This window comes from Natronobacterium haloterrestre, assembly GCF_900112205.1.
In the GTDB taxonomy this organism is placed as follows: Archaea; Halobacteriota; Halobacteria; order Halobacteriales; family Natrialbaceae; genus Natronobacterium; species Natronobacterium haloterrestre.
Map to the genome: position 1 here is coordinate 442715 of NZ_FOKW01000003.1, position 23361 is coordinate 466075.

Annotated in this window: 22 protein-coding genes; 7 read left to right on the forward strand and 15 right to left on the reverse strand. The window is 64.9% G+C overall.

Annotated elements, in window-relative coordinates; all coding sequences use genetic code 11:
* Nucleotides 1–28 precede the first annotated feature (28 nt).
* From BM113_RS08645 to BM113_RS08665, 5 genes are all read right to left on the reverse strand, one after another.
* Nucleotides 29–1777: a b(o/a)3-type cytochrome-c oxidase subunit 1 gene (locus BM113_RS08645; RefSeq protein WP_089787083.1), complete on the reverse strand. Its 1749-nt coding sequence runs from the start codon at nt 1775–1777 to the stop codon at nt 29–31.
* The gene (locus BM113_RS08650; RefSeq protein ID WP_089787085.1) at nt 1770–2570 is read right to left on the reverse strand and encodes a cytochrome c oxidase subunit II; all 801 of its coding nucleotides are present in this window, start codon (nt 2568–2570) and stop codon (nt 1770–1772) included. Before BM113_RS08650 ends, BM113_RS08645 begins: the two co-directional genes overlap by 8 nt.
* Nucleotides 2567–2749: a halocyanin gene (locus BM113_RS08655; RefSeq protein ID WP_089787086.1), complete on the reverse strand. Its 183-nt coding sequence runs from the start codon at nt 2747–2749 to the stop codon at nt 2567–2569. The genes BM113_RS08650 and BM113_RS08655 overlap by 4 nt, the downstream gene beginning before the upstream one ends.
* 126 nt (nt 2750–2875) lie before the next feature.
* Nucleotides 2876–3508: an METTL5 family protein gene (locus tag BM113_RS08660; protein WP_089787088.1), complete on the reverse strand. Its 633-nt coding sequence runs from the start codon at nt 3506–3508 to the stop codon at nt 2876–2878.
* Nucleotides 3509–3518: 10 nt separating this feature from the next.
* Nucleotides 3519–3920, reverse strand: a complete 402-nt coding sequence (locus BM113_RS08665) for a DUF7961 family protein (RefSeq protein ID WP_089787090.1) — start codon at nt 3918–3920, stop codon at nt 3519–3521.
* A 166-nt stretch (nt 3921–4086) separates the two neighbouring features.
* On the opposite strand from BM113_RS08665, the gene BM113_RS08670 reads away from it, so the two are divergent.
* Nucleotides 4087–4257: a zf-TFIIB domain-containing protein gene (locus BM113_RS08670; protein WP_007142616.1), complete on the forward strand. Its 171-nt coding sequence runs from the start codon at nt 4087–4089 to the stop codon at nt 4255–4257.
* A 54-nt stretch (nt 4258–4311) separates the two neighbouring features.
* Here the strand turns inward: BM113_RS08670 and BM113_RS08675 are convergent, their stop codons facing one another.
* Entirely contained in the window at nt 4312–5337 is a 1026-nt protein-coding gene (locus BM113_RS08675; protein WP_007142615.1) for a disk-shape morphogenesis protein volactin, read from the reverse strand.
* A gap of 97 nt (nt 5338–5434) precedes the next feature.
* A complete protein-coding gene (locus BM113_RS08680) occupies nt 5435–6340 on the reverse strand; it encodes a cell division protein CdpA domain-containing protein (RefSeq protein WP_089787091.1) in 906 nt (301 codons plus the stop codon).
* Nucleotides 6341–6492: 152 nt separating this feature from the next.
* Here BM113_RS08680 and dph2 point away from each other — a divergent pair, with 152 nt between their 5' ends.
* The 5 genes from dph2 (at nt 6493) to BM113_RS08705 (ending at nt 12768) form a co-directional block, all read left to right on the forward strand.
* Nucleotides 6493–7554, forward strand: a complete 1062-nt coding sequence (dph2, locus tag BM113_RS08685; RefSeq protein WP_089787094.1) for a diphthamide biosynthesis enzyme Dph2 — start codon at nt 6493–6495, stop codon at nt 7552–7554.
* 272 nt (nt 7555–7826) lie between these two features.
* The gene (locus tag BM113_RS08690) at nt 7827–8618 is read left to right on the forward strand and encodes a DUF7344 domain-containing protein (RefSeq protein WP_089787095.1); all 792 of its coding nucleotides are present in this window, start codon (nt 7827–7829) and stop codon (nt 8616–8618) included.
* A gap of 176 nt (nt 8619–8794) precedes the next feature.
* Nucleotides 8795–9634, forward strand: coding sequence for an MBL fold metallo-hydrolase (locus BM113_RS08695; protein WP_089787097.1), 840 nt, complete (start codon nt 8795–8797; stop codon nt 9632–9634).
* A 53-nt stretch (nt 9635–9687) separates the two neighbouring features.
* Complete coding sequence (locus tag BM113_RS08700; RefSeq protein WP_089787099.1) at nt 9688–11739, forward strand: AAA family ATPase; 2052 nt, start codon at nt 9688–9690, stop codon at nt 11737–11739.
* 75 nt (nt 11740–11814) lie between these two features.
* The gene (locus BM113_RS08705) at nt 11815–12768 is read left to right on the forward strand and encodes a phosphoribosyltransferase HisG-related protein (protein WP_089787101.1); all 954 of its coding nucleotides are present in this window, start codon (nt 11815–11817) and stop codon (nt 12766–12768) included.
* Between the two features lie 241 nt (nt 12769–13009).
* Here BM113_RS08705 and BM113_RS08710 read toward each other — a convergent pair whose 3' ends face one another.
* The 8 genes from BM113_RS08710 to BM113_RS08745 all read right to left on the reverse strand — a co-directional run bounded on the left by BM113_RS08710 (nt 13010) and on the right by BM113_RS08745 (nt 22701).
* Nucleotides 13010–14068: a tyrosine-type recombinase/integrase gene (locus tag BM113_RS08710; RefSeq protein ID WP_089787102.1), complete on the reverse strand. Its 1059-nt coding sequence runs from the start codon at nt 14066–14068 to the stop codon at nt 13010–13012.
* Nucleotides 14058–14450: a DUF5805 domain-containing protein gene (locus BM113_RS08715; RefSeq protein WP_089787104.1), complete on the reverse strand. Its 393-nt coding sequence runs from the start codon at nt 14448–14450 to the stop codon at nt 14058–14060. Before BM113_RS08715 ends, BM113_RS08710 begins: the two co-directional genes overlap by 11 nt.
* Nucleotides 14451–16038: 1588 nt before the next feature.
* Complete coding sequence (locus tag BM113_RS08720; protein ID WP_089787106.1) at nt 16039–17964, reverse strand: aldehyde ferredoxin oxidoreductase family protein; 1926 nt, start codon at nt 17962–17964, stop codon at nt 16039–16041.
* A gap of 147 nt (nt 17965–18111) precedes the next feature.
* The gene (locus BM113_RS08725; protein ID WP_089787108.1) at nt 18112–18345 is read right to left on the reverse strand and encodes an HVO_2901 family zinc finger protein; all 234 of its coding nucleotides are present in this window, start codon (nt 18343–18345) and stop codon (nt 18112–18114) included.
* 267 nt (nt 18346–18612) lie between these two features.
* Nucleotides 18613–20028: a class II fumarate hydratase gene (locus tag BM113_RS08730; protein ID WP_089787110.1), complete on the reverse strand. Its 1416-nt coding sequence runs from the start codon at nt 20026–20028 to the stop codon at nt 18613–18615.
* An 85-nt stretch (nt 20029–20113) separates the two neighbouring features.
* Complete coding sequence (locus tag BM113_RS08735) at nt 20114–21889, reverse strand: PH domain-containing protein (RefSeq protein ID WP_089787112.1); 1776 nt, start codon at nt 21887–21889, stop codon at nt 20114–20116.
* Between the two features lies 1 nt (nt 21890).
* Entirely contained in the window at nt 21891–22352 is a 462-nt protein-coding gene (locus tag BM113_RS08740; protein WP_089787114.1) for a PH domain-containing protein, read from the reverse strand.
* A 94-nt stretch (nt 22353–22446) separates the two neighbouring features.
* Entirely contained in the window at nt 22447–22701 is a 255-nt protein-coding gene (locus BM113_RS08745; RefSeq protein WP_089787116.1) for a BolA family protein, read from the reverse strand.
* Between the two features lie 113 nt (nt 22702–22814).
* Here BM113_RS08745 and BM113_RS08750 point away from each other — a divergent pair, with 113 nt between their 5' ends.
* On the forward strand, nt 22815–23345 hold the full coding sequence (locus BM113_RS08750) for a DUF7523 family protein (RefSeq protein ID WP_089787119.1): 531 nt from the start codon (nt 22815–22817) through the stop codon (nt 23343–23345).
* Nucleotides 23346–23361 lie beyond the last annotated feature (16 nt).

Sequence of the window (23361 nt, forward strand, 5' to 3'; positions counted from 1 at the left end):
CCACACGGGGCGAGCCTTCAACCCGCCGTTAGCGAACGACGGCCGAGACGGCCTCGAGCGCCGTCCGCGCTACCGTCGACGCGGCGTCGATGGCAACCGGGATCGGACCGATATCGGGGCCGAACAGGCCACCCCTCGAGACGATACTCGCGAGCGGGAAGCTGTAGGCGATGACGACGAGGACGGCCGCGATGGCGACCCACAGTTTCAGGTTGTCGAGGACGGCAGGGGAGTCCTCCGGGCCCGAGAGCGCGGGCGGGATCGAGCCGTCGTCGATCGGTTCCGTCCCGCCGTTGAACGCGGTCAGGACCATGAGCGCGAGAAAGAGCATCGCGGAGACGAACAGGATCGTGCCGCCGATGGCGAGCTGGGCGTTGAGTTCGCCGACCGAGCCGGCGGCCACCTCGTACTCGAAGCCCTCGTACTGCGGTTCGGCCGTCCGGCGGGGAATGCCGACCAGCCCGCCGCGGTACATCGAGTTGGTCATGAAGACGATGCCGACGAACCAGAGTACGACCTGTACCAGCGCGAGACCCCGTCCGACGAGTCGGTTGCCGGTGAGCTGTGGAACCAGCCAGTAGGCCCCGGCCATGAACGTCAGCGCGGCCGCGGTGCCGACCTGCGTGTGGATGTGGCCGGGGACCCACAGCGTGTTGTGGACGAGGTAGTTGATGTTCATGCCGGCGTTGACGATGCCGGTGAACCCCCCGAAGGCGAAGACCATTCCGGCGAGCGCCATCCCGGTAAAGGCCGGGTCGCGCCAGGGGAGCGCGGTCAGCCAGTTGAAATAGCCCTCGCCGCCGCGCTGACGCGCGCCGTGTTCCATGCTCGCGATGATCGTGAACGCGGTCAACAGGCTCGGCAACAGGAGGAACATCGTGTTCGTCATCGCGATGAACTTGAACCCCTCCGAGATGCCGGGGTCGAGGTACTGGTGGTGGATCCCGACCGGCGTCGACAGCAGGACGAACAGGATGAACACGACGCGGGCGAGCGGGTCGCTGAACAGCCGTCCGCCGGCCAGTTTCGGCAGGAGGATGTACCACAGCAGGTACGCCGGCAGCAGCCAGAAGTAGACCACCGGATGCCCGAAGTACCAGAACAGCGTCCGGGTCAACGTCGGGTTCAGCGACCCGGTGAGCTCGAGCGACCACGGCAGAATAAAGGCCAGGATCGCGACGGCGACGCCGATCGAGGAGATGTACCACATAATCATCGTCGTCAACACCATGAACGTCGGCAGCGGGATCCGCTCGCCGGGGTTGTCGCCCTTCCAGGCCAGCCAGCTACGGAACCAGTCGGCTCCCGCGAGCCAGGTGCCGACGACGAACACGACCAGCCCGACGTAAAACAGCGGGTGTGCCTGCAGGGGTGCGTAGAACGTAAAGAGGACGTTAGCTCTCACGTCGATCGAGTCGGTGAAGCCGGCGAGGATTGCAAACGCCGTGAGCGACGCGCCGAGCGACATCAGGCCGTACCAGCCCCACGTGAACCGCATGTCGACGGGCGGGCGCTCGAGGCTGTCGGTGACCGCCCACTGGAAGACCCCGACCAGAAAGAAGATGGTAAACGAAATCACGAGGAAGACCCCGTGTGCGGTCAACACGGTGTAGTAGGTCTGTGATTCGATCACGCGAAGGATGTCGGTCCGGTGGAGCGCCTGGATCAGGCCGAAGAACGCGCCGACGCCAAGCGAGAGGAACGACGCCCAGAACGCCGCCCTGATGTGGCGTGCCTGGGTGGGGTAGGCGTCGGCGAAGGTAGCGCCGTTAGGCATCGTCGCCCCCCTCGGTGTCGTCCTCGCTCCCTTCGACGACCGACACCGTACCGCTCTCCGTCAGGTCACCCGCCGACGCCGTCCAGTCGTGATCGCCCTCGCCGAGGTCGGCCGCGTCGACGGTCAGCGTCACCGACTCGCTTTCGTCCCCCTCGACCGTGACCGACTCCTCGAGCGTCTCGTCGCCGAGTTCCACCGTAACGGTCTCCTCGATCGCCTCGAGTTGGCCGTTGGTCACCGTCGCGGTGATCTCGATCTCCCCGTCCGGTTCGACCTCGTCGGGAGCCTCGACCTCGAGTTCGGTCAGGTCGAACTCCTCGTCCTCGAGGACGGCCAGTTGCCCCTCCATCTCGTGGTGGGCGGCACCACAGTACTCGGTGCAAATGAGACCGTACTCGCCGGGTTCGTCGAACTCGACGGTCACGACCGAGATCTCCCCCGGGATGACCATCGTGTTCGTGTTGGTCCCGACGACGTAGAAACTGTGAATCACGTCCCGGCTCGTGACGTAGAACGTGACCTCGCTGTCGGCGGGGATCTCGATCGGATCCGGCTGGAAGGCGAAGGTCATCGCGACGGCGTAGACCTCGTACTCGTCGTCGCCGACCTGCTCGACTCGCGGGTCGCCGAATCGCTCGTCCTCGTTGATCTCGTCCGGCGCGATCGTCGCCCCGCGATCGTCGACCATCGTGATCCCAAGCCCCACCGCGCCGTACGTGATCGTCGCGATGAACCCGACGATCAACACCATCGACGCGAGCAACCACACCCGTTCGTACTGATGGATCCTCATGCGACGACCACCGGCGTCGGGACGTTCCCCAGAAACTCCACGAAGTACGTGAACAGCCACAACAGAACCAGCACGGCGAAGTAGAACGCGATGAGCGCGAGCGTTCCGACTGGATCGAACTCGTCGTGTTCGATCCGCTCAACGGAGGCCGGATCTTCCTGTCTGGCAACGTTCGACATGCTACGGATGCCCACTATGGCGGCAATTATAAAGCTCTCATTCGGTTTTCGACCCGTTCGTTCGGCTACTCGAGCCGTTAGCGGACCCCCGGGCGACCGAGCGTCGACGCCGTTGCGAAGCGCACCCTACCCCCACTCGATCCGGAAGACCTCCGCCTCGAGGGTCTCCGTCGCCGCGGTGTGGAACTCGAACCGCCGTTCGATCGGGAACGGCGCCCGAAAGGCGTGCGTGACCGTCCCCCCCTCGTCGTCCGCGTACGATTCGACGAACTCCTGGCTCCCCTCGTTGTGGATCGTGTAGGAGACGGCGGCGATCGAGCGGGCGGTCTCGAGGAACTCGCGGTCGGCGTGGCGGTTCCCGTGCTGTGCGCCGAAAGGCGGGTTCGAGACGACGGTGAGTCCGTCGTCGGCGTCGGACTCGGGGGAGCAAAAGGGTGGCCGAGTGACGTCTCCGCGGACCCAGTCGACGTCCGCGCCGACACGGGCGGCGTTCTCCGCGGCGGTCGCGAGGGCGTCCGGGTCGACGTCGATCCCGGCGATCCGATCGGCGCCGGCCAGCGACGCCGCGACCGCCAGCATGCCGGTTCCGGTGCCGAGATCGATCACCGGCCGCTCGAGGTCGCTTTGCAGCCCGGCGAGATGACAGACGTGGGCGGCGACCTCCGGCGGCGTGAGGTACTGTTCGAGGTCGGGATCGGGATCGGAGAAGTCCGCGAGCGACTCGAGTTCGCGGGCGAGCGTGCGCCGGGAGGGTGCCATCGCGCCGACGTTAGGCGTCGAGCGTGATAGGCCCCTCGAGTTCGAGGACGATGCCCTCGCGGTCGGCCCGTTCGGCACAGGCCGCGAGCGCGGGGCGTACCTTCTCGGGGTTCTCGACGTCGGAGACCGAGACCGTGATCGAGGCGACGCCCAGGAACGCGCCGGCGCGGACGTAGCCGCGGATGCGGTCGACCTCCTCCTGGGTCGCGAGCGAACAGTCCTCGTCGAAGCAGGCCTCGACGGAGAGGCCGGTCGGCGCGAGGTCGGATTCGGCCAGATCGCGCTTGAGATCCCGGAGGTACTCCGGCGCGGTCGACTCGAGGTCGCTCGCCTCGATGGTGACGGGGGTGACGTCTGCCTGGTTACAACAGTCGATCGACGACAACTGGTCGGGGGACGAGGTCGTGCTCATACGAACTCATACATAGGCCTCATACAAAAACTTTGTTGCATGCATAGTAGTAATTCGACGGCGGAGATTTCGGGGACGGCACGGCGATACAGGTCGGGCAGCCGACACCTCCCAGTTTCGGGACAACTACGCATAGAGTTAAGGACGCTCCGTCGGACGATCAACTATGGACGAGTGCCCCAGATGTCAGCGCTCGCTCGAGGAACTCTCGCTGGGCGAGGTGTCGACCGTCACCTGTCCACACTGCGAGTACGCGGACATCCCCGTCGAGCACGAGTCCCGGCGGGAGGAACCCGAATCCTGGCGGGACGCGTTCAATCGCTTCTACGAGGAGTGAGTGTCACGGTCGGCACTATCCATCGAAAACGGAACGAACGGGAACCGAACGCCGCTACTCGCTCGCGGTCGCCGCTTCCGCGTCTTCCTCTTCGCGATCGACGTCCTCGTCGGATCGTGCGGCAACGAGTCCGCCACGAGCCACGCTGTAGAGCGGTTCGTCGGCGTGGGTCACGTCGCTGATCGAGAACGGAATGTTCGCCTCGTCGAGGTGGTCGCGGAACAGTTCCTCGAAGCCGTCCGGACTCGAGGTGCCGCCGGTGACGACGACGGGGACGTCCAGGCCTTCCTCGACGTCCTCCTCGTCGACTTCCTCGACGATGTTGTCGATGACGTAGTCGAGCAGGTTCTCGTAGTAGATCGATAGCGCACCCTCGACGCCGCCGACGTCGGTGGTGAAGTCCAGTTCGAAGTCGTCCTCCTTGATGGAGGTGACCTTGTCGACGGGCGTGCCGGTCGCGCGGGCGGCCTGTTCGTCGACCCAGTCGCCACCGCGGGCGACGGAGAACTTCATGACGGGGACCGCGTAGTAGGACAGGCAGACGTTTGTCATGCCGGCACCGAACGAGATCCCGAGGCCGGTGAAGTTGTTGTCCGCGAGTTCGGAGTAGATGACCGACATCCCCTCGTTGATGGGTTCGGCGTCGTACCCCATGTCGTCGAGGAAGGATTCGATCGTCTTCTGGTGGTACAGCGTCGAGAGGTCGGAGTCGATCGGATCGGCCGGCGTCGAGAAGTACAGTTTCTCGTCGGGATAGGCGGGTTCACCGACGACCTGCTCGATGATGAGTTTCATCATCGGGATCGCGCTCTGTTCGTCGTTCGAGAGGATCCCGTGTTTCATCGGCCGGCGGGTCTCCTTGTTGAAGATGTTCGCGAAGTTCAGGGCGTCGTCCCCGACGACGTAGACCTTGTCGTCTTTCCGAATGTGGAGGACTTCGCTCCGCGAGAGCATCTGCTCGGCCATGTCCGAGTACTCGATCTCTACGAAAGAGTTGCGCTGTTGCACGAACACCGTGTCGTTCCCATCCTGCTGTGCCGACAGGATGTTCATCGTTCCGACGTCTAGGCCTTTGGCCATAGTTGAGCAAGGCGGTTGACGGATTATAAATCTATGTGCTTTAATTTCAATTAAGGAAAACAGGTAAATATATAACGTTACTCGAGTTAATAGATTGTTATTTCCGGTCGAGGAGGGCGCGGAACCGATCCACCACGGCCTCGAGAACGCGTGCAGGCCCGCTCTCGTCTTTCGTCGCGAGTTCCTCGGCGCGTTGCTGCTCGCGGAGTTCCTTCAGCTTCTGGGTCTGGTCGTCGACGGTCGAACTCGAGGTGGTCGTCTCCGTCTCGCCACCTTTCAGGCCCTTAAGTCCGGCGACCTGGGCGTCGACGCCGGACGATCGTTTCGTCTTCGTGCCGGCGTCGGTGTTGACCTCGACGTCGTCGAACTCGTCGCTCGAGAAGCTCAGGCGCTTGTGTTCGGTTTTCTCGACGCCGCCCCAGGAGAGTTCGACGCCCTCCATCGCCTCGTCGATGTCCTCCTGAATCTCCTCGTCGGTGTAGGATTCGCCGTCCTCGTCGGCGTCGCCGGCCTCGAGGTGGTCGGCCGACTGTGCCATGTCGAGGTAGTGGGCAATCAACGCCGCGCCGGTCGAGGCCGCGACGCCGGCCAGCCCGACGGCGTAGGTCGCGACGACTTCGACGGAGTAGTCGGCCCCGTACAGCCAGTCGTCCGGATAGGCGAGCAGGAACCCGACGACCGCGGCGACCGTGATCGCCACGCCGGCGACCGAGGTGTAGAGGGTGCGCCGTTCCGAGGGCAACAGGACGACGACGCCCAGCAGCGTCGCCGGCACCGACAACATCGCGATGGCGTAGGCCGGTTGGACCCACGCGAAGTACGTCGCCGTCCGGGCCTCGAGCGTGGTGCTCCACAGGAAGAGCAACAGGGCCACGACGGCAAGGCCGATTCCGCCGAGGAACAGTCCGAAGCCGACGTAGACGTCGGTCCGGCCCTCCGGTTCGCCGATGTAGCGGCGATAGAGGTCGAAGAGATATCCATCCGCGGGCGCTTCCGCTGACATTAACCCCTGGTTTAGACTCCAGTACTATGACTGTTGGGTCGACACCGCTCTCAGGTCACACCAGGAAGACCCCTCGCCGCCGGTCGAACCGCCTCTCACGATGAGAACCGAAAAGCGCGGCCGTTATACGTCCGTGGCCGTTAACGCGGCCAATGAGTCAGGAGTCGGAGCCGGGATCGGAGTACACCGAAGGCGACCTTCGGAACACCGGAATGCGTCTCAAACACGATCGCGAATGGGACTACGAACTCGAGCGGATCATCGACGCGATCGAGGAACGGGACGCGGAAAAAGTCGGCCTGCAGTTCCCCGAGGGGCTCAAACGTCGCGGCCCGTCGGTCGCCGACGACCTCCGGGAACTGGTCGACGACGACGTCACGTTCCTGCTGTCGGGCCAGCCCTGTTACGGGGCCTGTGACCTCGACACCTATCTGATGAAACGTACCGACGTGTTCGTCCACTTCGGCCACTCGCCGATGAAGAACACGGACAAGGTCATCTACGTCCCCCTGTTCTCGAACGTCGAGGTGACGCCGATCATGGAGGAGGCACTCGACACCCTCGAGGACCCCGAGGAGACCGAGGGCGTCGGCCTCGTCACCACGGCCCAGCACATGAACCGCTACGAGGAGATGTCCGAGTTCCTCGAGGAACGCGGCTACGAAGTTCACAGCCGCCGCGGCGACGAACGACTGACCCACGAGGGCCAGGTCCTGGGGTGCAATTACGCGAGCGCGGACGTGCCTGCGGACCAGGTTCTGTACGTCGGCGGCGGGAAGTTCCACCCGCTCGGGCTGGCGATGGAACATCCCGACAAACACGTCGTCATCGCCGACCCGGTCAACAACGTCGTCACCGTCGCCGACACGGAGAAGTTCATGAAACAGCGCTACGCCTCGGTTCACAAGGCAATGGACGCCGAGAAGTGGGGCGTCATCTTCTGTACCAAGATCGGCCAGGGCCGCTGGGACCAGGCCCAGGAGATCATCGAGGACAACGACGACGCCTACCTCATCACGATGGACGAGGTCACGCCCGACCGCCTCCGGAACTTCGACATGGACGCGTTCGTCAACACCGGCTGTCCGCGGATCACGACCGACGACGGCCCACAGTTCCACAAGCCGATGCTGACTCCGGGCGAGTACGAGATCGCCGTCGGCAACAAGCCGCTCGAGGACCTGTCCTTCGATACGTTCCACGGAACCTGGTAGGCGGATCGTCGAGGGCCCGGTTCGTCCGCAACGGTCCGAGTTCTCGAGTTGCGTCGGCGGCCTCTCGATCGGGGCCGTCCAGCGAGGGTGGGACTGTCTCGTCGCCGCAACGTTCTCCCAAACGAACGTTTACTACCGTTCAATCCGCCACGGTACATCAAGGATCTCTTCTATTAATCTTCGAGAAATTCGGCAGTACGGTGGTAATTCCCTGCTGATTCCAAATTGATTTGGAGCAGTTCTTATGCAGAAACGGCTCCGACGAGTAGTCGATGAGTAACCCATCGTCCGACGACCGATCGACTCACGCCGGGGACGACCTCTTCGGAGCACTCGCCGACGGGACGCGCCGCCGACTGCTCCGAATTATCTACGAACGATCGCCGGAAGGCATCGGGAAAGAGGAGCTTGCCACCGAACTCGCCGCGGTAACGAACGACAAACCCGTCGCGGCAGTCGACGAAACCGAACGCCAACGCGCCCACATCGAGTGTCACCATCGCTCGCTCCCGGCACTGATCGACGTGGGCCTCGTCGAAGAAACCGACGCCGAGACGGTCGCCGCGACGGACCATCCCGTTTACGGCGACCCGAACCTCGAGCCCATCGTTGCGGGGCGGACCGACGCCTCGAGTGCCGAACTCGACGCGCTGTTCGCGGCGCTTTCCGACGACCGACGGCGATCGATCCTCTCCGCGCTGGGCGGTCGCCGTCGGCGGCTCTCGACGGCCGAACTCGCGCGGGCCGTCGCCGCCCTCGAGGGCGGAACGATCGAACGCGACGTCGACTGCGAACGCGTCGAGCAGGTCCGGACGTCGCTGGTTCACGTCCACCTGCCGGCCCTGAGCGAGACTGGCCTCGTCGCGTACGACCCCGACGCCGACCGCGTGTTCGCAGAGAACGACCGGTTCGTCTCCGCGGCCTGGCTCGTCGACGAGTCGGGCAGTCGAACCCACGCCGGCTCGGAGACGGCCGGGAGATGCGCCGAAGTCGGTGCAGAGACCGGGGTCGAAGTTCGATCGCTCGAGGGCAGCGAAGCGCTCATCTCCCTTCGCCAATCGTGAACGCGATCGATCCACTGTTCTCCCCGTTCGGCGGGCGAGGACTGCACGAGGACGAAACGGACGACATTTCGGACGACCGGCGGTCACGGATCCGCGATCGAGACTGCTGACGATCCGCTCTTTGGACGTGAACACAGACGGTAACACTTACCCGCACGGTAGTCACACCCCCGAGTATGGAAAGCGACTGGGACGATTGGCTCCTTCGTGACGTCGAAGCGGCGACGCCCGACGGCGTCGCAGTCTGGTATCTGGGCTGTAACGGGTTCGTTCTCAAGGGAACCGACGGGACGACGCTCTTTATCGATCCGTATCTCGGACTGGGCGATCCGCCGCGAACGGTCCGGATGATCCCGGTCCCGTTCGATCCCGAGGACGTCGCCGAGGCCGACGCCGTTCTCGCGACCCACGAGCACACCGACCACGTCCACGGGCCGAGCCAGGCCCCGATCCTCGAGCGCACGGGCGCGACGTTCTACGCCCCCGACGACAGCCTGGCCGTCGCGCGCGAGGACGAGAACTGGACCGAGGAGTGGAACGTCACCGAGGACCAGCTCACCGAAGTGAACGAGGGTGAAACCGTCGAGATCGGCGAGTTCACGGTCCACGTCGAGGAGGCCCACGACGCCGACGCGACCCACCCGGTGAGCTACGTGATCGAACACGACGCCGGCACCTTCTTCCACGGCGGAGACACGAAACCCGGCGAGGCGTTCGACCGGATCGGACAGGAGTACGACATCGACCTCGGCGCGCTCGCGTTCGGTACCGTCGGGCGGATTCCGGACAAGGAGACCCGCGAACCCAAGCGCACGCGCTGGTACAACGACGAGAACCAGATCGTCGAGACCGCGGCCGCGCTCGAACTCGAGCGGCTCCTGCCGACCCACTGGGACATGTGGAAGGGGCTGACGGCAGACCCGAAAGTCCTCCATCACCACGCGGCGAGTTTCGAGTTCCCGCGGCGACTCGAGATCGTCGAGATCGGCGATCGGGTCGACCTCGGCGACGACTAGCGCTCCCTGACTCCCCCCATCATTTATATTAATGGTATGGTAACGTTGGCTCCATGAGCAGCACCGCCGACGCGGACGACGTAATCGAAGTCAGCGCCGACGGGTTGACCGTCTCGAAGACGTTCGAGGCGGACGAGTTCCCCGTTCCGGCGATTCGATTCGAGATCGAGTCCGAACGCGACGAACAGGTCGAGTTTCGGCTCTCCGAGGACATCCCGTCCTCGTTTCCGATGGACAAGATCGGGTTCCACCCCGACTATCACAGCGACGACTGGACGGCGTTTCAGGACAACCACGTCGAGTTCACCGGGACGCTCGAACCCGACGAGCGGATCGTCACGGTCTACGGGATCCGGCTGGACGAGGACAGCGCCGTCGAAGAGTTCCTGACCGAGCCGACGATCGTCGAGGTCAGTGCCGACGAGGAACGATCGACCGGTAACGAAGTCGACGACGCGGTGATCGACAGCATCGTCTCCGACGACAGCGACCGAGCGGTCAAAGAGATGATTTCCGGGGAGTCGTCTGCGGTCCCCGGACTCGAGAACGGTGCTGGGGGAGCCGAACCGACGACGAGCGAGGAGGACGCCGACGAGTCGGGGGCTGCCGACGAGGAGCCGGACGACCTCGAGGAACTCCCCGAAGACGGGGCCGAAACGACCGAGGACGGGGGAGTGAAAGCGGAATCCGAGGACGGACTCGAGACCGAGGGGACGGACGCGGCTTCGGCTGACGACGAAGTCGGGACGGACGACGCTGGCGGTCTCGACCTGGATCTCGACGACGTGGACGCCGAGCCGGTCGACCCCGACCCGGCCCAGGAGACCGACGACGAGGATGCCCCGGACATCGACCTCGGCTTCGAGGAAGAGGAGATTCCGGAACCGGAAGCACCCGTCTCCGAAGCGGACGACGAGATCGACATCGATCTCGAGAGCGGTGCCGCGGTGCTCGACGAGGACGGCGAGGAGGCCGTCGGTATCGACGCCGACGGCGACGCGGACACGGACTCGGACATCGACGCCGACCCGACCGAACCCGAGTCGGACGAAACGACCGAGCCGGAACTCGAGAGCGACCTCGAGTCGGAACCGACGCCGGACGCGGCCGACGAACTCGAGGACGTAGAGAACCAGGCAGAGGCCGACGAGTCGGAGCCGTCCGTTGCCGAACCGGTCGACACCTCGGACGAGGACGAGGACGAGGACGAGACTGGGGACGAGCACGAGGACGAGACCGTTACGGAGGCCGGTACGGAGCCGACGTCCGAACCCGAATCGGAGCCAGAGCCGGAGCCGGAATCCGAGCCAGCGGCGGAATCGAACGAACCACTGGCCACCGAGACCGGAACCGAAACCGAGACCACGACCGAAACCGCGACCGAAACCGAAACCGAAACCGCGACCACACCCGTCAGCGGGAACAACACCACCCTCGCAGCCCGACTCGCCGACGAAATCCGCAGCGGTGATGTCGCCGACGAAGATCTCGAGACGCTTCGCTCGGAACTCGACCTCGAGGACGACGGCGAGCCGACCACGGCGGCGCTCGCGAAGGTCGATCACCTCCAGTCCCGGGTCGAGGAGGTCGCCGCCTACACCGAGGCACTCGAGGAGTTCCTCGGCGAGCACGGTACCGGCGAACAGCTCATCGAGGAGTTCCGGGAAGAACTCGCCGATCTCAAAGACGACTTCGAGGCCGTCGACGACCGGCTCGACCGAACCGCGGGGCGTGTCGACGAGGCCGAAACCGAGATCGAAACCCTCACCGACTGGACGGCCGACATCGAGGACGACCTCTCCGCCACGACCTCCGACGTCGACGCGCTCGCTGACCGGACGGACACGGTCGAATCCGATCTCGAGACGGTGACGACCGACGTCGACGAACTCACCGACAAGGCCGTATCGGTCGAGGACCACGTCGAGGAGGTCGACGACTCCGTCGGGCACCTCGCCGACGACCTCGACGACCTCGAGGAGGAGGTCGAAGACGTCGAAGACGACGTCGAGGATCTCGAGGACGACCTCGAAGAGGTCCGCGAGGACGTGACCGACCTCCACAAGTGGCGCGACCAGCTCGGCTCGATGTTCTCCGACGACTGATTCCTCGAGGGGACGCGAACGTCTCCGGAAACACAACCTGTTTATCCGTCGCCGGCTGAAACCCGCTCGATACTGATGGGCGAGACGATTCCGATCGCTGTCCCCCGCAAGGGGCGACCCCTCGAGGCGGTGCTCGACCGCCTCGCACGCCGGCTCGACGTCCCGGACCTCGCCGACGACGTGACGTCGACGCTGCGACACGAGAAGGCGCTCACGAAAGGGACGCTCGATCCCGACCATCCGGAGCGCAGCGTCTACCATCGTCTCGCCGACTACAGCGACGTCGACGATCCGACCGAACCCGAGTACACGCTTCTCCGGGACGATCGCGCGGGCAAACCCCGTCGGATCGTCTTCGACAGCGTCACCATCCCGCTCGCGGAGGCCGGTCCGGACGCCGAAATCGACGGCCGCGTTCCCGACGATACCGTGGTCCAGCTCGTGGGACGCGAGGAACCGTTCCGCGCGCTTCGCACCCACGAGTTCGCGCTCGGGTTCGACAGCGCCGATCTCGTTCTCGAGGAAGTCGTCGAACTGCGTCCCGATCCAGTCGGCCGGATCGAGGACGTCAACGCCCGGATCGACCCCGCCGAAAGCGACGTCCGCGTCGTGACCGGACTCGGTGATACGGTCTACCACACCCTGATGGCGACGCCCGACGTCGCCCCTTCGGCGGGCCACCTCGACCGCGAGTTCCTCGAGTCCTACGAAGGACCGCTGTGTATCGAACCCCGATACGAACGGCTGGTTCGCGCGGTGCTCGGAACGCGCGCGCTCGAGGGAATCGAGTTCCGTTACCCCGAGGAAGGCCAGGAAGAAGAGGCCGCCATCGCCGACACGGGCCTCGGTGTGTATCTCACCGTCACCGGATCGACGGCCCGCGAACACGGCCTGTTACTGGGCGAGCAACTGTTCCCCAGCGAGACGGTACTGCTCGAGAGTCCGCCCGAAGTTTCGAGGGCGACCGCCGCCGTCCGTTCGCTGTTGAACGGCCCGGACCTCGAGACGGAGCTGGCGGTTCAGGAGTGAGTCCGAGGTCCCGAGAGTAGCCGATAGACGACCGCGATTACCTCTTCTCCCCTTCCCCGCTCGAGTAGTGTTACGACCTCGGAATTCGATTTCGATTCGATCGCCAGACTCGAGTCATTCAATATAGCGATATAAGATTTATTGGAGCCATTTGAGCCACCAGTAGTTAGTACAAACGTCGTGGCAATCCCCCGAACGTGTAGAAGAGCTACCGGAGCGAACCAAAACCGACGCTCGAGTCTCAGCTAGTCACGGCGTAGATATGCTCGAGGTACGTCTCCCTGACTCGATCGCCCCAGTTGTGGGTGTAGGTGTCGATCACGTCGCTCGCGACGTCTCCTCGGAGGTACTGGACGATACCGCGATCTCCGGTCCGGTCCCGAAGATGGGTGGTGAAGAAGTGCCGGAAGTAATGGGGCGTGACGTTCTCGGTCGTCCCGCCCCCTTTCCGGTACCAGCCTCGGTCTTCGGCGTGTTTTTTGACGATATAGCGCACGTCGGACGGCTCGAGACGCTGTCCCCACGAGTCACCGGTATCGAGGAACAGCGGCCGGGCCTCCGAGATCGGATCCGGTCGAATCGCCAGCCACTCGAACAGTACGTGCCGGAGTTCGGCGTCGACCGGGACCACCGTATCGCGCTTTCGCTTGTTCGAGGCCGTCCGCTCCTCGCCGTTAACGGTCGTTCCCCGGGAAGGATCGGCCGAGACGAACAGCGAGTCGGGGCGCCGATCCAGTTGGACCCGCGGGGTCCACTCGAGATCCAGTTCCACAGTCCCGGTCTCGAGCCGTAGATCCCGTAGATCCAGGTTACAGAGTTCGCCGACGCGCATCCCCGTCTTCAGCAGGGTGACGACGACCGCTCGCTCGAGCGGGTGAGTGATCGAGCCGACGAACGACCGCATTTCCGGCACGGAGACGTCGCGTCGCGTCGGATCCGTGTCGATCGACTCGGACATCTCCTCCATGACCAGCGCCATCGGGTTGTCGTCGAAGACGCCGACGCGGTTCATGTAGTCGTAGAACCGGTTGAGATAGGACGCGTAGGTCGCGATCGTACTGGGCTCGAACTCCCCGCGCAGCGAGTGGATCCAGGCCATACACTCCCGCCTCTCGGCATCTCGTACCCCGTCGACGCCGTCGAACCGCTCCCGGAGGAACGCCTCGAACCGGTGGAGTACCCGGTCGTAGGCCTCGAGAGTGCGTTCGCTCTTGCCGTGGTACCGCTGGTCGTCGAGGAAGTACTCGATCGGCTCCGCCACGTCGGCCGCCGCCTCGACGTCACGAGGGTCAGTCGCCATCGCTATCACCGACGGTAGTGTACCCGCCGTGGCGACCGCTGTATCGAATCTCGTTTTTCGCCTGGAGCTCCTCGAGGGCGTCGTCGAGTCGCGACTCGATGTCGTCGCTGACCGCTTCCAACAACTCGTCCCAGGAGTACGTGTCAGCGGACAGCAATTCGAGAACCCGTGTTTCGAGGCCGTCACCCCCAGGGTTAGCGTCGGGAGAACCGGGTTCCTCGTCACCGGGTTCGAACCCTCGTCGACCGGCCTGAACCATCGTCCGGACGAACTCGCTTTGGCTCATGTCGAGTTCGTCTGCGTGGGACTGCCACTCCTCTTTCTGGTAGGCCGGGACGTAGGTTTTGACGGTTTTTCTAGATGTGTCCGCCGAATCGCTCATGTGCTACCGGTCAAACGCCGTGACCTTCAACCTTCCCGTTATTCGGGCTAAGTGAGTTTATCTCTACTAAGGGGACAAACTAGACGCCAATTATAGCCCCATGATTATAGATTAGTGGTTTGGGCGTCCCACCAATTGGTATCTAAATGCTGGGCGGGGAGTACTATCGTTCGAGATTTAATATATGGCCGGAACGGGGCGACGACAGTCTACCTCGAGTCACCGCGCTACATATCGATCACCCGAGTGAGAAATAGCGGCGACCACGACGGGGTCGGATCGCGATTCCGTGGGTCGGAGGCGGATATCTCACCCACCGGCGAAGAGAGGGCGTCGGATCCGGGAAAGGGGCCGGACGTCTTCGCCGCGGGAGTCCATCACGAGTCTGCGCGAACGCGGCCGCCGAACGTCGGAACGACTTTCGCCTCCGTTCCGGAACCGGTTCGATGGCCCCGTTGACGATCCGTCTTCGCTTCCCTCCGCAACCGTCTCGTTCGGGTTCCGCGATTCGATCCACCCGGTCGGCGAAGAGACGTTCGCACCCGCACCCAGCAACTCACCTCGAGTTCGAGTGGACTCCCTTCGGCCCTGGTTCGACGGGGAGAACCGGCAAGACGGGTCGTAGCCCTCGGCGTCGGGCCGTTCCCCTGAGCTGGTGACGGCACCGTACGTTCTATCAGAGAGAACGCCCCGTCCCTCTCGTGGAGGGTGAGATCACGCTACGGGTACGAACTCCGCCGGATCGAGTAAACGAAACCGATCGGCGAGATGGGCCTGAGTACCATAGAAGCGTTATACGAGAGTGTCATCTCCCGAGCCTAGAAGGACCACACTCGGACGTAACCTGCCTAACAGCCGCAGTACGGAGCTTTCGTACTCAACATACGTCGGGCCGAAGTCGAACAGCAACCGTGCTCGAGACGGAGCTCTCGCCCGGTTGGCCGCCTTTGACTGGGGGTGGCGACGGAGCGTAATGACGGATCCGGAGAGGGTGTGAGCCGACGTCGACCCGGCCGAAACCTCGCGGAAGCCGAGGTCCGCGGACAGGAAGCTTTCGTCGTGTACGGATCGGAGACTCGACGAAGAGTGGATCGAAGCGGCGGGGGTCTCGAGTAAGCCGACGGTAGCCAAGTCGCGGCGTGATTGTAGCCCGACTACGAATCCTGCGGGATATTCGGTCGCAGTTCCTGGTCCCCGGTGAGTCCGTTTCCCTTCGTGATCCTCCAGGCCGTCTCCGGGAGCGCTGAACGGTATTCCGGTGTATCACCGGTATCGGGCCCGTTGCTGTGAGATTAGGCTTCGACTCCATTTCAGTAGTCTCGACGACACTGACACGATGTGAGGAAAGTTAGAGCGATATTCCTGTTTTTGGACTCCTCGGGGCCTGATCTGACGTTTCTCGTTTCAGAAATGACGTGGAATCCCGCCGCAGACCAATCTATTAAACCCCATGTCGCTATATCGAACTTCGGACTTCTCATCGACTGGGGCTGAAACGGAAACGGAAATCGGGGACCCGAAAATAGCACTCGAGTCGACCTGCTGCGGGAATCGAGGCGATCCGCAACGGGAGAGTCGAGAACCGAAGTTACCCCGAGACGGCTAGCTCGTTCGCAACGCCGACGTCGTCGGCCACGTCGTGGAGGTCGAGTTCGCCGAGCGTTTCGGTCAGCGGCACGCCGTCGGCGTTCCAGCCGCGGGCCGTGTAGTACCGGTCGAGTTCACGTTCGTACAGTTCCTCGTCGATCGATTCGCCCTCGTTCGGGCCGTTGGGTACCTCCTCCGTGAAGCGCGGCGGGATCCGGTCGTCGTCCCGGTCGAAGCCTTCGCGGACGTTGAACGCCTTCGAGAGGTTGTACATCCGCTCGCCGACCGTCAGCAGTTCGGACCGCGAGAGGTCGAAGCCGGTCGCGGCGTTGAGCAGTTCCCGGACCCCCTCCTCGAGCGTGAGCCCGCGGGTGAACTTGCAGACCCCGGTGATGTCGTAGACCGCCATCAGGTCCTCCATGGACTTGAGCGCGAGGGCCTTCCCGTCCATCCGCGTCCGGTCGTAGCCCTCGAACTCCCAGAAGTCGCCGTTCATCTCGAGGGCGTACAGACAGGAGGTGAGGTGGTCGGCCCCGCGCGGCGAGACGCCGAAGGCAAGCGCCATCCCCTTGATCCCGCGGGGTTCGAACCCGGCCGGGGCCTGGTTTTTGACGTGGACGGCGAACTCCTCGCCGCCGCCGGCCCGTCGGGCCGCACGGACGTGGCCGTCCTTCAGGAGTCGGCCGAGGTCACCCTCCGCACGGGCCATCCGGCGCAGCGTCTCGAGGACGGCCTCGGCGTCGCCGAACTCGAGGTCGACGTCGGTATCCAGATCGTCCAACAGCCCGCGTTCGTCGGCCTCCATCGCCCAGGCGATCGCGTTCCCGGCGTCGATGGTGTCGAGACCCAGGCGATCGCAGATCTCGTTTGCCTTCGAGACGGCCTCGATGTCGTCGACCTCGACGTTGCCCCCGAGCGCGTACTGGGTCTCGTACTCCGGCCCGTCGACCGCGATGTCGCCGTAGTCGGTGTCCTCGGCCTCGAAGAACTGGCTACAGGGTTTGGTACAGTACGGACAGGGCCGCTTGGTGTCGACGTACTCCTCGGTCCACGCGCGCGGATCGATCGAGATGCGCTCCTCCGAGGGGCTCTCGAGCCGTTCGTAGGCGCGTTCGAAGTAGCCCGACTGCCAGTTCCGCGTCGGGAAGATCCCCATCGCCGTGTTCTTCGCGTCCAGGGCCTCGCCGGTCCCGTACTGGACGTCGACCGAGGCGTCGCCGGTCCCCGAGATCTCGATCTCGCCGCGGCCGGTCGTCTCGAGCCGCCACTTGTGGTTGTACTCCTCGAGTTCCTCCGGCCGCGCGACGGGGAGGTCCTTCGACCCGCTGACGGCGATCGCCTTGAGGTTCTTCGAGCCCATGACCGCGCCGGGTCCGCCGCGGCCCGCCTGGCGGTCCTCGCACTCGATCATCGAGATTCGCGACTCGTGTTCCCCCGCCGGCCCGATGATGGCCGTCCGGAACTCGGAGCCGTAGCGTTCCTCGATCCGGGCTTTGGCCGCTCGGGTGTCGAGTCCCCAGAGATCCGCTGCGGACTCGAGTCGGACGTCTTCGTCCTCGACGACGAGGATCGACGGCTCCTCGCACGCGCCCGTGATCGTCAGGACGTCGTAGCCGGCGCGTTTGAGCTGATCGCCGAGTTTCGCGCCGACCAGCGACTTGCCGTAGCCGCCGGTCAGCGGCGACTTGAACCCGAACGTCGTCTTCGAGCCGGTCGGAACCGACGGGCCGACGAGGACGCCGGGCGCGACCGCGAGGACGTTCGCCGGATCGAGCGGATCGACGTCCGGCCCGACCTCGTCGTAGAGGATCCGCGTCGTAAAGCCCGCACCGCCCAGATATTTCCGGACGAACTCCTCGGACAGTTCCGTCGCGTCGCCATCGCCGTCGGTCAGATCGACCTCGAGACGTCGGTACCAGTGGGTCATACTCGAGCGGCCGACTCCTGGACGAATAACGATGTGCCGTATTTCCCAGTGCCAGGGGTTTGACACGGACGTTTATTTGATACGAGAGGAGACGGAGGAGGCGTAGAGACGACGGAAAGATGCGAAAAGGAACGGATCCGGACCGAGTCAGTGCGTTGCGGTACGGACGTCGTCTACGTGGTACAGATCGTCCTCTAGACCCTCACCGTCACAGTCCTCGTTCGGACATTCGTAGTGCCATCCGTCCTGTGTAGCGTCGCCTTCCCGGAACCGGTCACCACATTCCTGACAGAAGAGTTGTCCCTTCTTACAGGTGTCTCGGTGGAGTTCGAGGGCGAGTTCGGTCCGGAAGGACTGGTTGCAGTTGCGACAAGTGTGCATATTTCGTCTGACGCGAGCCTCCACCAAAACTGCTTGGGTTCTTTTATTACGCCGAATTCGCGCGTGATTAGGGCCCTATACCCCGATTTTCCCGTTTCATGATCGGAAGAAAGAACTCCAGGCGAGCGAGAGTACCGGAACGCGAGTACGACGAGAACTGTCACGTGAGGCGTTCACACGCTCCATCGCCGTCGACCTGGAACGGAGTCGGGACGCCCCAACCGAACGGTTAGAAATCGGAACGGATCGGCGAGGTGCGGCGACGGCTCAGTCGTCCTGGCCCAGAATACCGCGTTCGGTCATTTTCTCGGGGTCGAGTACCTCGTCGGCCTCCTCCTCGGTGAGATAGCCCTTCTCGAGGACGACCTCGCGGACGGTCTTGTCCTCCTTGAGGGCGGTCTTTGCGACCTCGCTTGCCTTGTCGTAGCCGATGTGGACGTTGAGCGACGTGGCGAGCGCCATCGACTGTTCGACCTGCTCCTCGCAGTGGTCGCGGTTCGCCTCGAGCGGGTCGACGAACCGCTCGGCGAAGACCTGACTCGCGTTCGAGATGAGTTCGGCGGACTCGAGGAAGTTGTGTGCGAGGACGGGTTTGTAGAGGTTCAGATCGATCTGCCCCTCGGCGGCGCCGGCGGAGACGGCCGCGTCGTTGCCGACGACCTGCTTGTGGACCTGGTTGACGGCCTCGGCGACGACGGGGTTGATCTTGCCGGGCATGATCGAGGAGCCGGGCTGGTTCTCGGGCTGTTCGATCTCGCCGAGTCCGTTCCGGGGACCGGAGGCGAGCAGCCGCAGGTCGTTGGCGATCTTGTTGAGCGAGCCGGCGATCACGCGGAGCGCGCCGTGGGCCTCGCTCATCGCGTCGTGGGCGGCCTGGGCCTCGAAGTGGTTGTCCGCTTCGCGGAACTGGACGCCGGTCTCTTTGGTGATGTACTCGGCGGCACGGCCGGGGAACTCGGGGTGGGTGTTCAGGCCCGTTCCCGTCGCGGTCCCGCCGAGGGCGAGTTCGGCGAGGTGGTCGCGGATCTTGTCGACCCGATCGAGGCCCTTCTCGACCTGCGTGCGGTAGCCGGAGAACTCCTGACCGAGCGTGACAGGCGTCGCGTCCTGGAGGTGGGTGCGGCCCGTCTTGACGACGTCGTCGAACTCCTCTTCTTTCTCCTCTAGGGCCTCACGGAGCGTGTCGAGCGCGGGGAGGACGTCCTTCTCGACGGCCTCGAGCGAGGCGACGTGCATCGCGGTCGGGATGACGTCGTTGCTGGACTGGCCGTAGTTGACGTGGTCGTTGGGGTGGACGACGCGGTCGCCGATCTCCGCGCCCATGAGCTCGGCGGCGCGGTTGGCGATGACCTCGTTGGCGTTCATGTTCGACGAGGTGCCCGAGCCGGTCTGGAAGATGTCGACGGGGAACTGGTCGTCGTGTTCGCCCTCGATGACCTCGTCGGCGGCGTCGACGATGGCCTCCGCGACGTCGTCCTCGATCAGGCCCAGATCGCGGTTGGCCTGTGCGGCGGCCTTCTTGACGACGCCGAGTGCGCGGACGAATCGCCGGCTGAACGTGATCCCCGAGATGGGGAAGTTCTGGATCGCGCGCTGGGTCTGGGCGCCCCAGTAGGCGTCTTCGGGAACCTGCATTTCGCCGAGGCTGTCCTCCTCGATTCGGTAGTCGTCTTCGCCTCCCATACGCGGAGCCTCTCGGCCGGCGGGGTAAAATCCACCGAAACCGGCGGCGTCGCGTGGCTGTACGCGTACAGTCCACCGGCCGGCGTCAGGTGAAGTCGACCGAGAGACCGACGTCGTCAGCCTCGGCTCGCTCGCGCAGCGCAGTCTGGAGTCGTTCCCGGCTGGCCTCGCGAACCGCCCGGGCGTCCTCGAGGTCGACGTCGTAAATCGTCGTCGACGACCAGAAGAACGACCGCGAACTCGCGGTGTCGACGACCAGCGAGGCGAGGCCGAGACGCCGCTGGAAGATCGAACGGCGGGCCGAGACCGTCTGGATGCGGTAGTAGGGGATCACGGTCGTCCGCCGGCGCCAGAACCCGCTTCGGATCACGAGGTGGTCGTCGCCGACGTAGTAACCGATGTGGACGTACCGGAGGTGCGCCGCGGGCGGCACCGCCAGGAACGCGGCCGCTGCGACGTACCAGCTTTCGAATGGAGTCAGGGTAGAAACGCCGAATGCGATCGCGACGAACGCAGCGGCGACGAGCGAATACCGTACCGCGTACCGGCGGCGGGCGATCGGCGACGGGCTCTCGAACGACGGCGTCTCGACGCCGGTGAGGTTCTCGGCGAATCGGTAGACGCGGCCGTGTTTCGCCAGCGGGACGGCCGACTGGCTCCCGCCGTTGCTCTCGGGGCCGTAGCCGGCAGTCTCGACCCACAGCCCGCCGTACTCGATCAGCCGCTGGAGGGGATTGTCGGTCACGGTGACTGACTGTACTTTCTCGGCCGGAATCGAGCCGCTGTAGCGCTGGAGGAGCCCCCGCTCGTAGACGAAGTCGTCCCCGACTCGGCCGAGCTGGAAGTCGTAGTACGTCGCGAACGTGTACGCGACGCTGATCGCGTAGGTAACCAGGATACTAATGACCCCCGAGACGATCGTCAGGATCCCGTAACTCGCCGGGTCACCGGTTCCGAGGTCCGCCGGACCGCCGAACGGCTGGGCGGCGGTGATAAACGCCTCGAGGATCGTCTCCGTCGCGAAGAAGAACACGAAGAGGGCGGCGGCGACCGCCGCGGGGCGGAACGACGTGAACGAGTACAGGAGCAGTTCCCGCGGCTCGAGGTCGAACAGCGGCTGTTGCTGGGGGTGTCTGGTCGGGTCCTCCCGCCGGTCGCGGTCGGCGACCGGGCCGAGAGTGGTGCCCTCTTGTGCGGGTTCCTCCGCCGGACGTCGTGAGCGAACTCGAGTCCCGTCCTCGGCCGCTCGCGGTTCTTCGCCGGCCTCGGGCGGGCGTTCGGCGTCGGAGCCGCTCGAGACGTCCTCTGACGGGACGGACGCGTCCCCTTCCTCGACGTCCGGTGGCTCCGGGCCGACGACGGTCGAGTCCGTCCCGGCGACGGATCGGTCCCGTTTTCGCTCCCGGCGGCGGTCCTTCGCTTCGGCCGTTCGGCGGCGGATCTCGGCCTGGAGCCGGTTGGCCTCCGTCTCGCTGACGAAGTTCAGCGCCGCCTCGGTGTCGCCGCCGCCGGCCGTTTCGATCGAGACCGTCGCGAGGCCGAACAGACGCTGGAACACGCTCTGTCTGATGTCGACGTTCTGGATTCGGCCGTAGGGGATCTCCCGATCCCGTCGGGCGACGACGCCGGAAGCGACGTCGACGGTGTCCGAGGTGATCTCGTAGCCGAACCGGTAGTAGTAGACGACCCCGTAGGCGGTCCCGAAGAGGAACCCGAGCGGCGCGGCGATGGGGACCCACGCGGCGCGTATCGGATCGAAGATGCCGGAGAGTACGACGACGAAGACGACGGGGATCCAGAGCCAGAAGAACCCGTACTGGAGGGCGTACGCCGCGGCGCTGAGTGGGTGGAGCCGGTTCATATTAGACCGCGTCGTCGGCTTCGCTCTCGATCGCGAGGTCACGCAGCGCGTCCTGAAGTTCGCGGGCGCGGTCCGGCGTCAGCCCGGGAATCCGGACGTCAGCGTTCCGCGAGCCCGCGGTGTAGACGACGACGCTCGAGAGCCCGAGCGCCCGTTCGATCGGCCCGAACTGCGTGTCGACGTGCTGGACGCGGACGAACGGCACCGCGGTCTCGACGAGCGTGACGACGCCGCGCTCGAGGTAGAGCGCGTCGTCCTGGAGTTCGAACTGCCAGATCTGGTAGAGGCGGATCGCATAGAGGGTGCCAGCGGCGAGAACGAGCGCGACGACGGCCCCCAGTGCGGCCGTCGGGACCGGACGGACCCACTGGTCGACGGCGGCGAGGACGACGCCGAGGACCGCCGCCACGAGCACCCCCTGGGCGATCCAGAGGAGTCGAATGCGCGGATTGAGCGATTCCATACGGGTATCCTATCAGGATAGCAGGATAAAGCTGCGGGTCTCTCGGACGCGCTCGGCGGACGCGACGGTACCGTCGCGGGCCACCGTGGGGCGATCAGGCGTCGACCTCGTCGTACTCCTCTGGCGTGTACGTCGACAGTTCCAATGCATGGATGTCCGTCGTCATGTGGTCGTCGAGTGCGTCGTACACTAGCTGGTGTTGCTGGACCAGCGGCAGGCCGTCGAACGCCGGGGAGACGACCGTCGCTGCGAGGTGGTCGTCGTCGTGTTCGTCCCGGGCGTAGGTGACGGTCGCGTCGGCGTCCTCGAGTTCCGATTCGATGAGTTCCTCGACGGCAGGTGGTTTCATACTCGACCCGTCGGGCGCTCGGGGCAAAAGCGCCGCGGTCCCGGAACCCGGAACCCGGAACCCCTGCGGTCGTCGCGTTTATGCGCCCCGCGCTCGCTCTCGAGCACATACGCATGTCACTGGCAGCCGAGACCCGGGCTGAACTCGAGCGGCATCCGTTCCTCGTGGCGGCGCTGCGGGCCGGCGTGGTCAACTACACCGCCGCCGCACGTTTCCTCGAGGTCGACGGCGAGACGGACGCGATCGCGACCGCGCTGCGCCGGTACGCAGACGAGTTGCCGGCCCACGAAACCGACTCGCGGGACGTGCGGGTCAGAATGGAAAGCGGCATCGGCCCGGTCGACAGCGGCGTAGATCGAGATTCGGGCGACCCCGAGCCTGTCGTCACCGTCGGCGGGACGGGCTTCGGACCGAGCGACGGCGATCGGACCGCGATCGTCGCGACCGGAGCCGTCGATTCGGCCGCGCTCGCGGACGCACTCGAGCGGCTCGCCGTCGAGGGAATCGCGCCGGAGGCGGCTGGGGTCGCCGAGGGAACGATGACCCTCGTGGTCGACCGGCTCGAGGGGGCAAACGCGGTCCGGGCGGTGGAAGACGCGCTCGATCGGAGTCGGGTTCGACCGAAGGAAGACGAGAGCGGGTGATCGATCGCGGGACGGC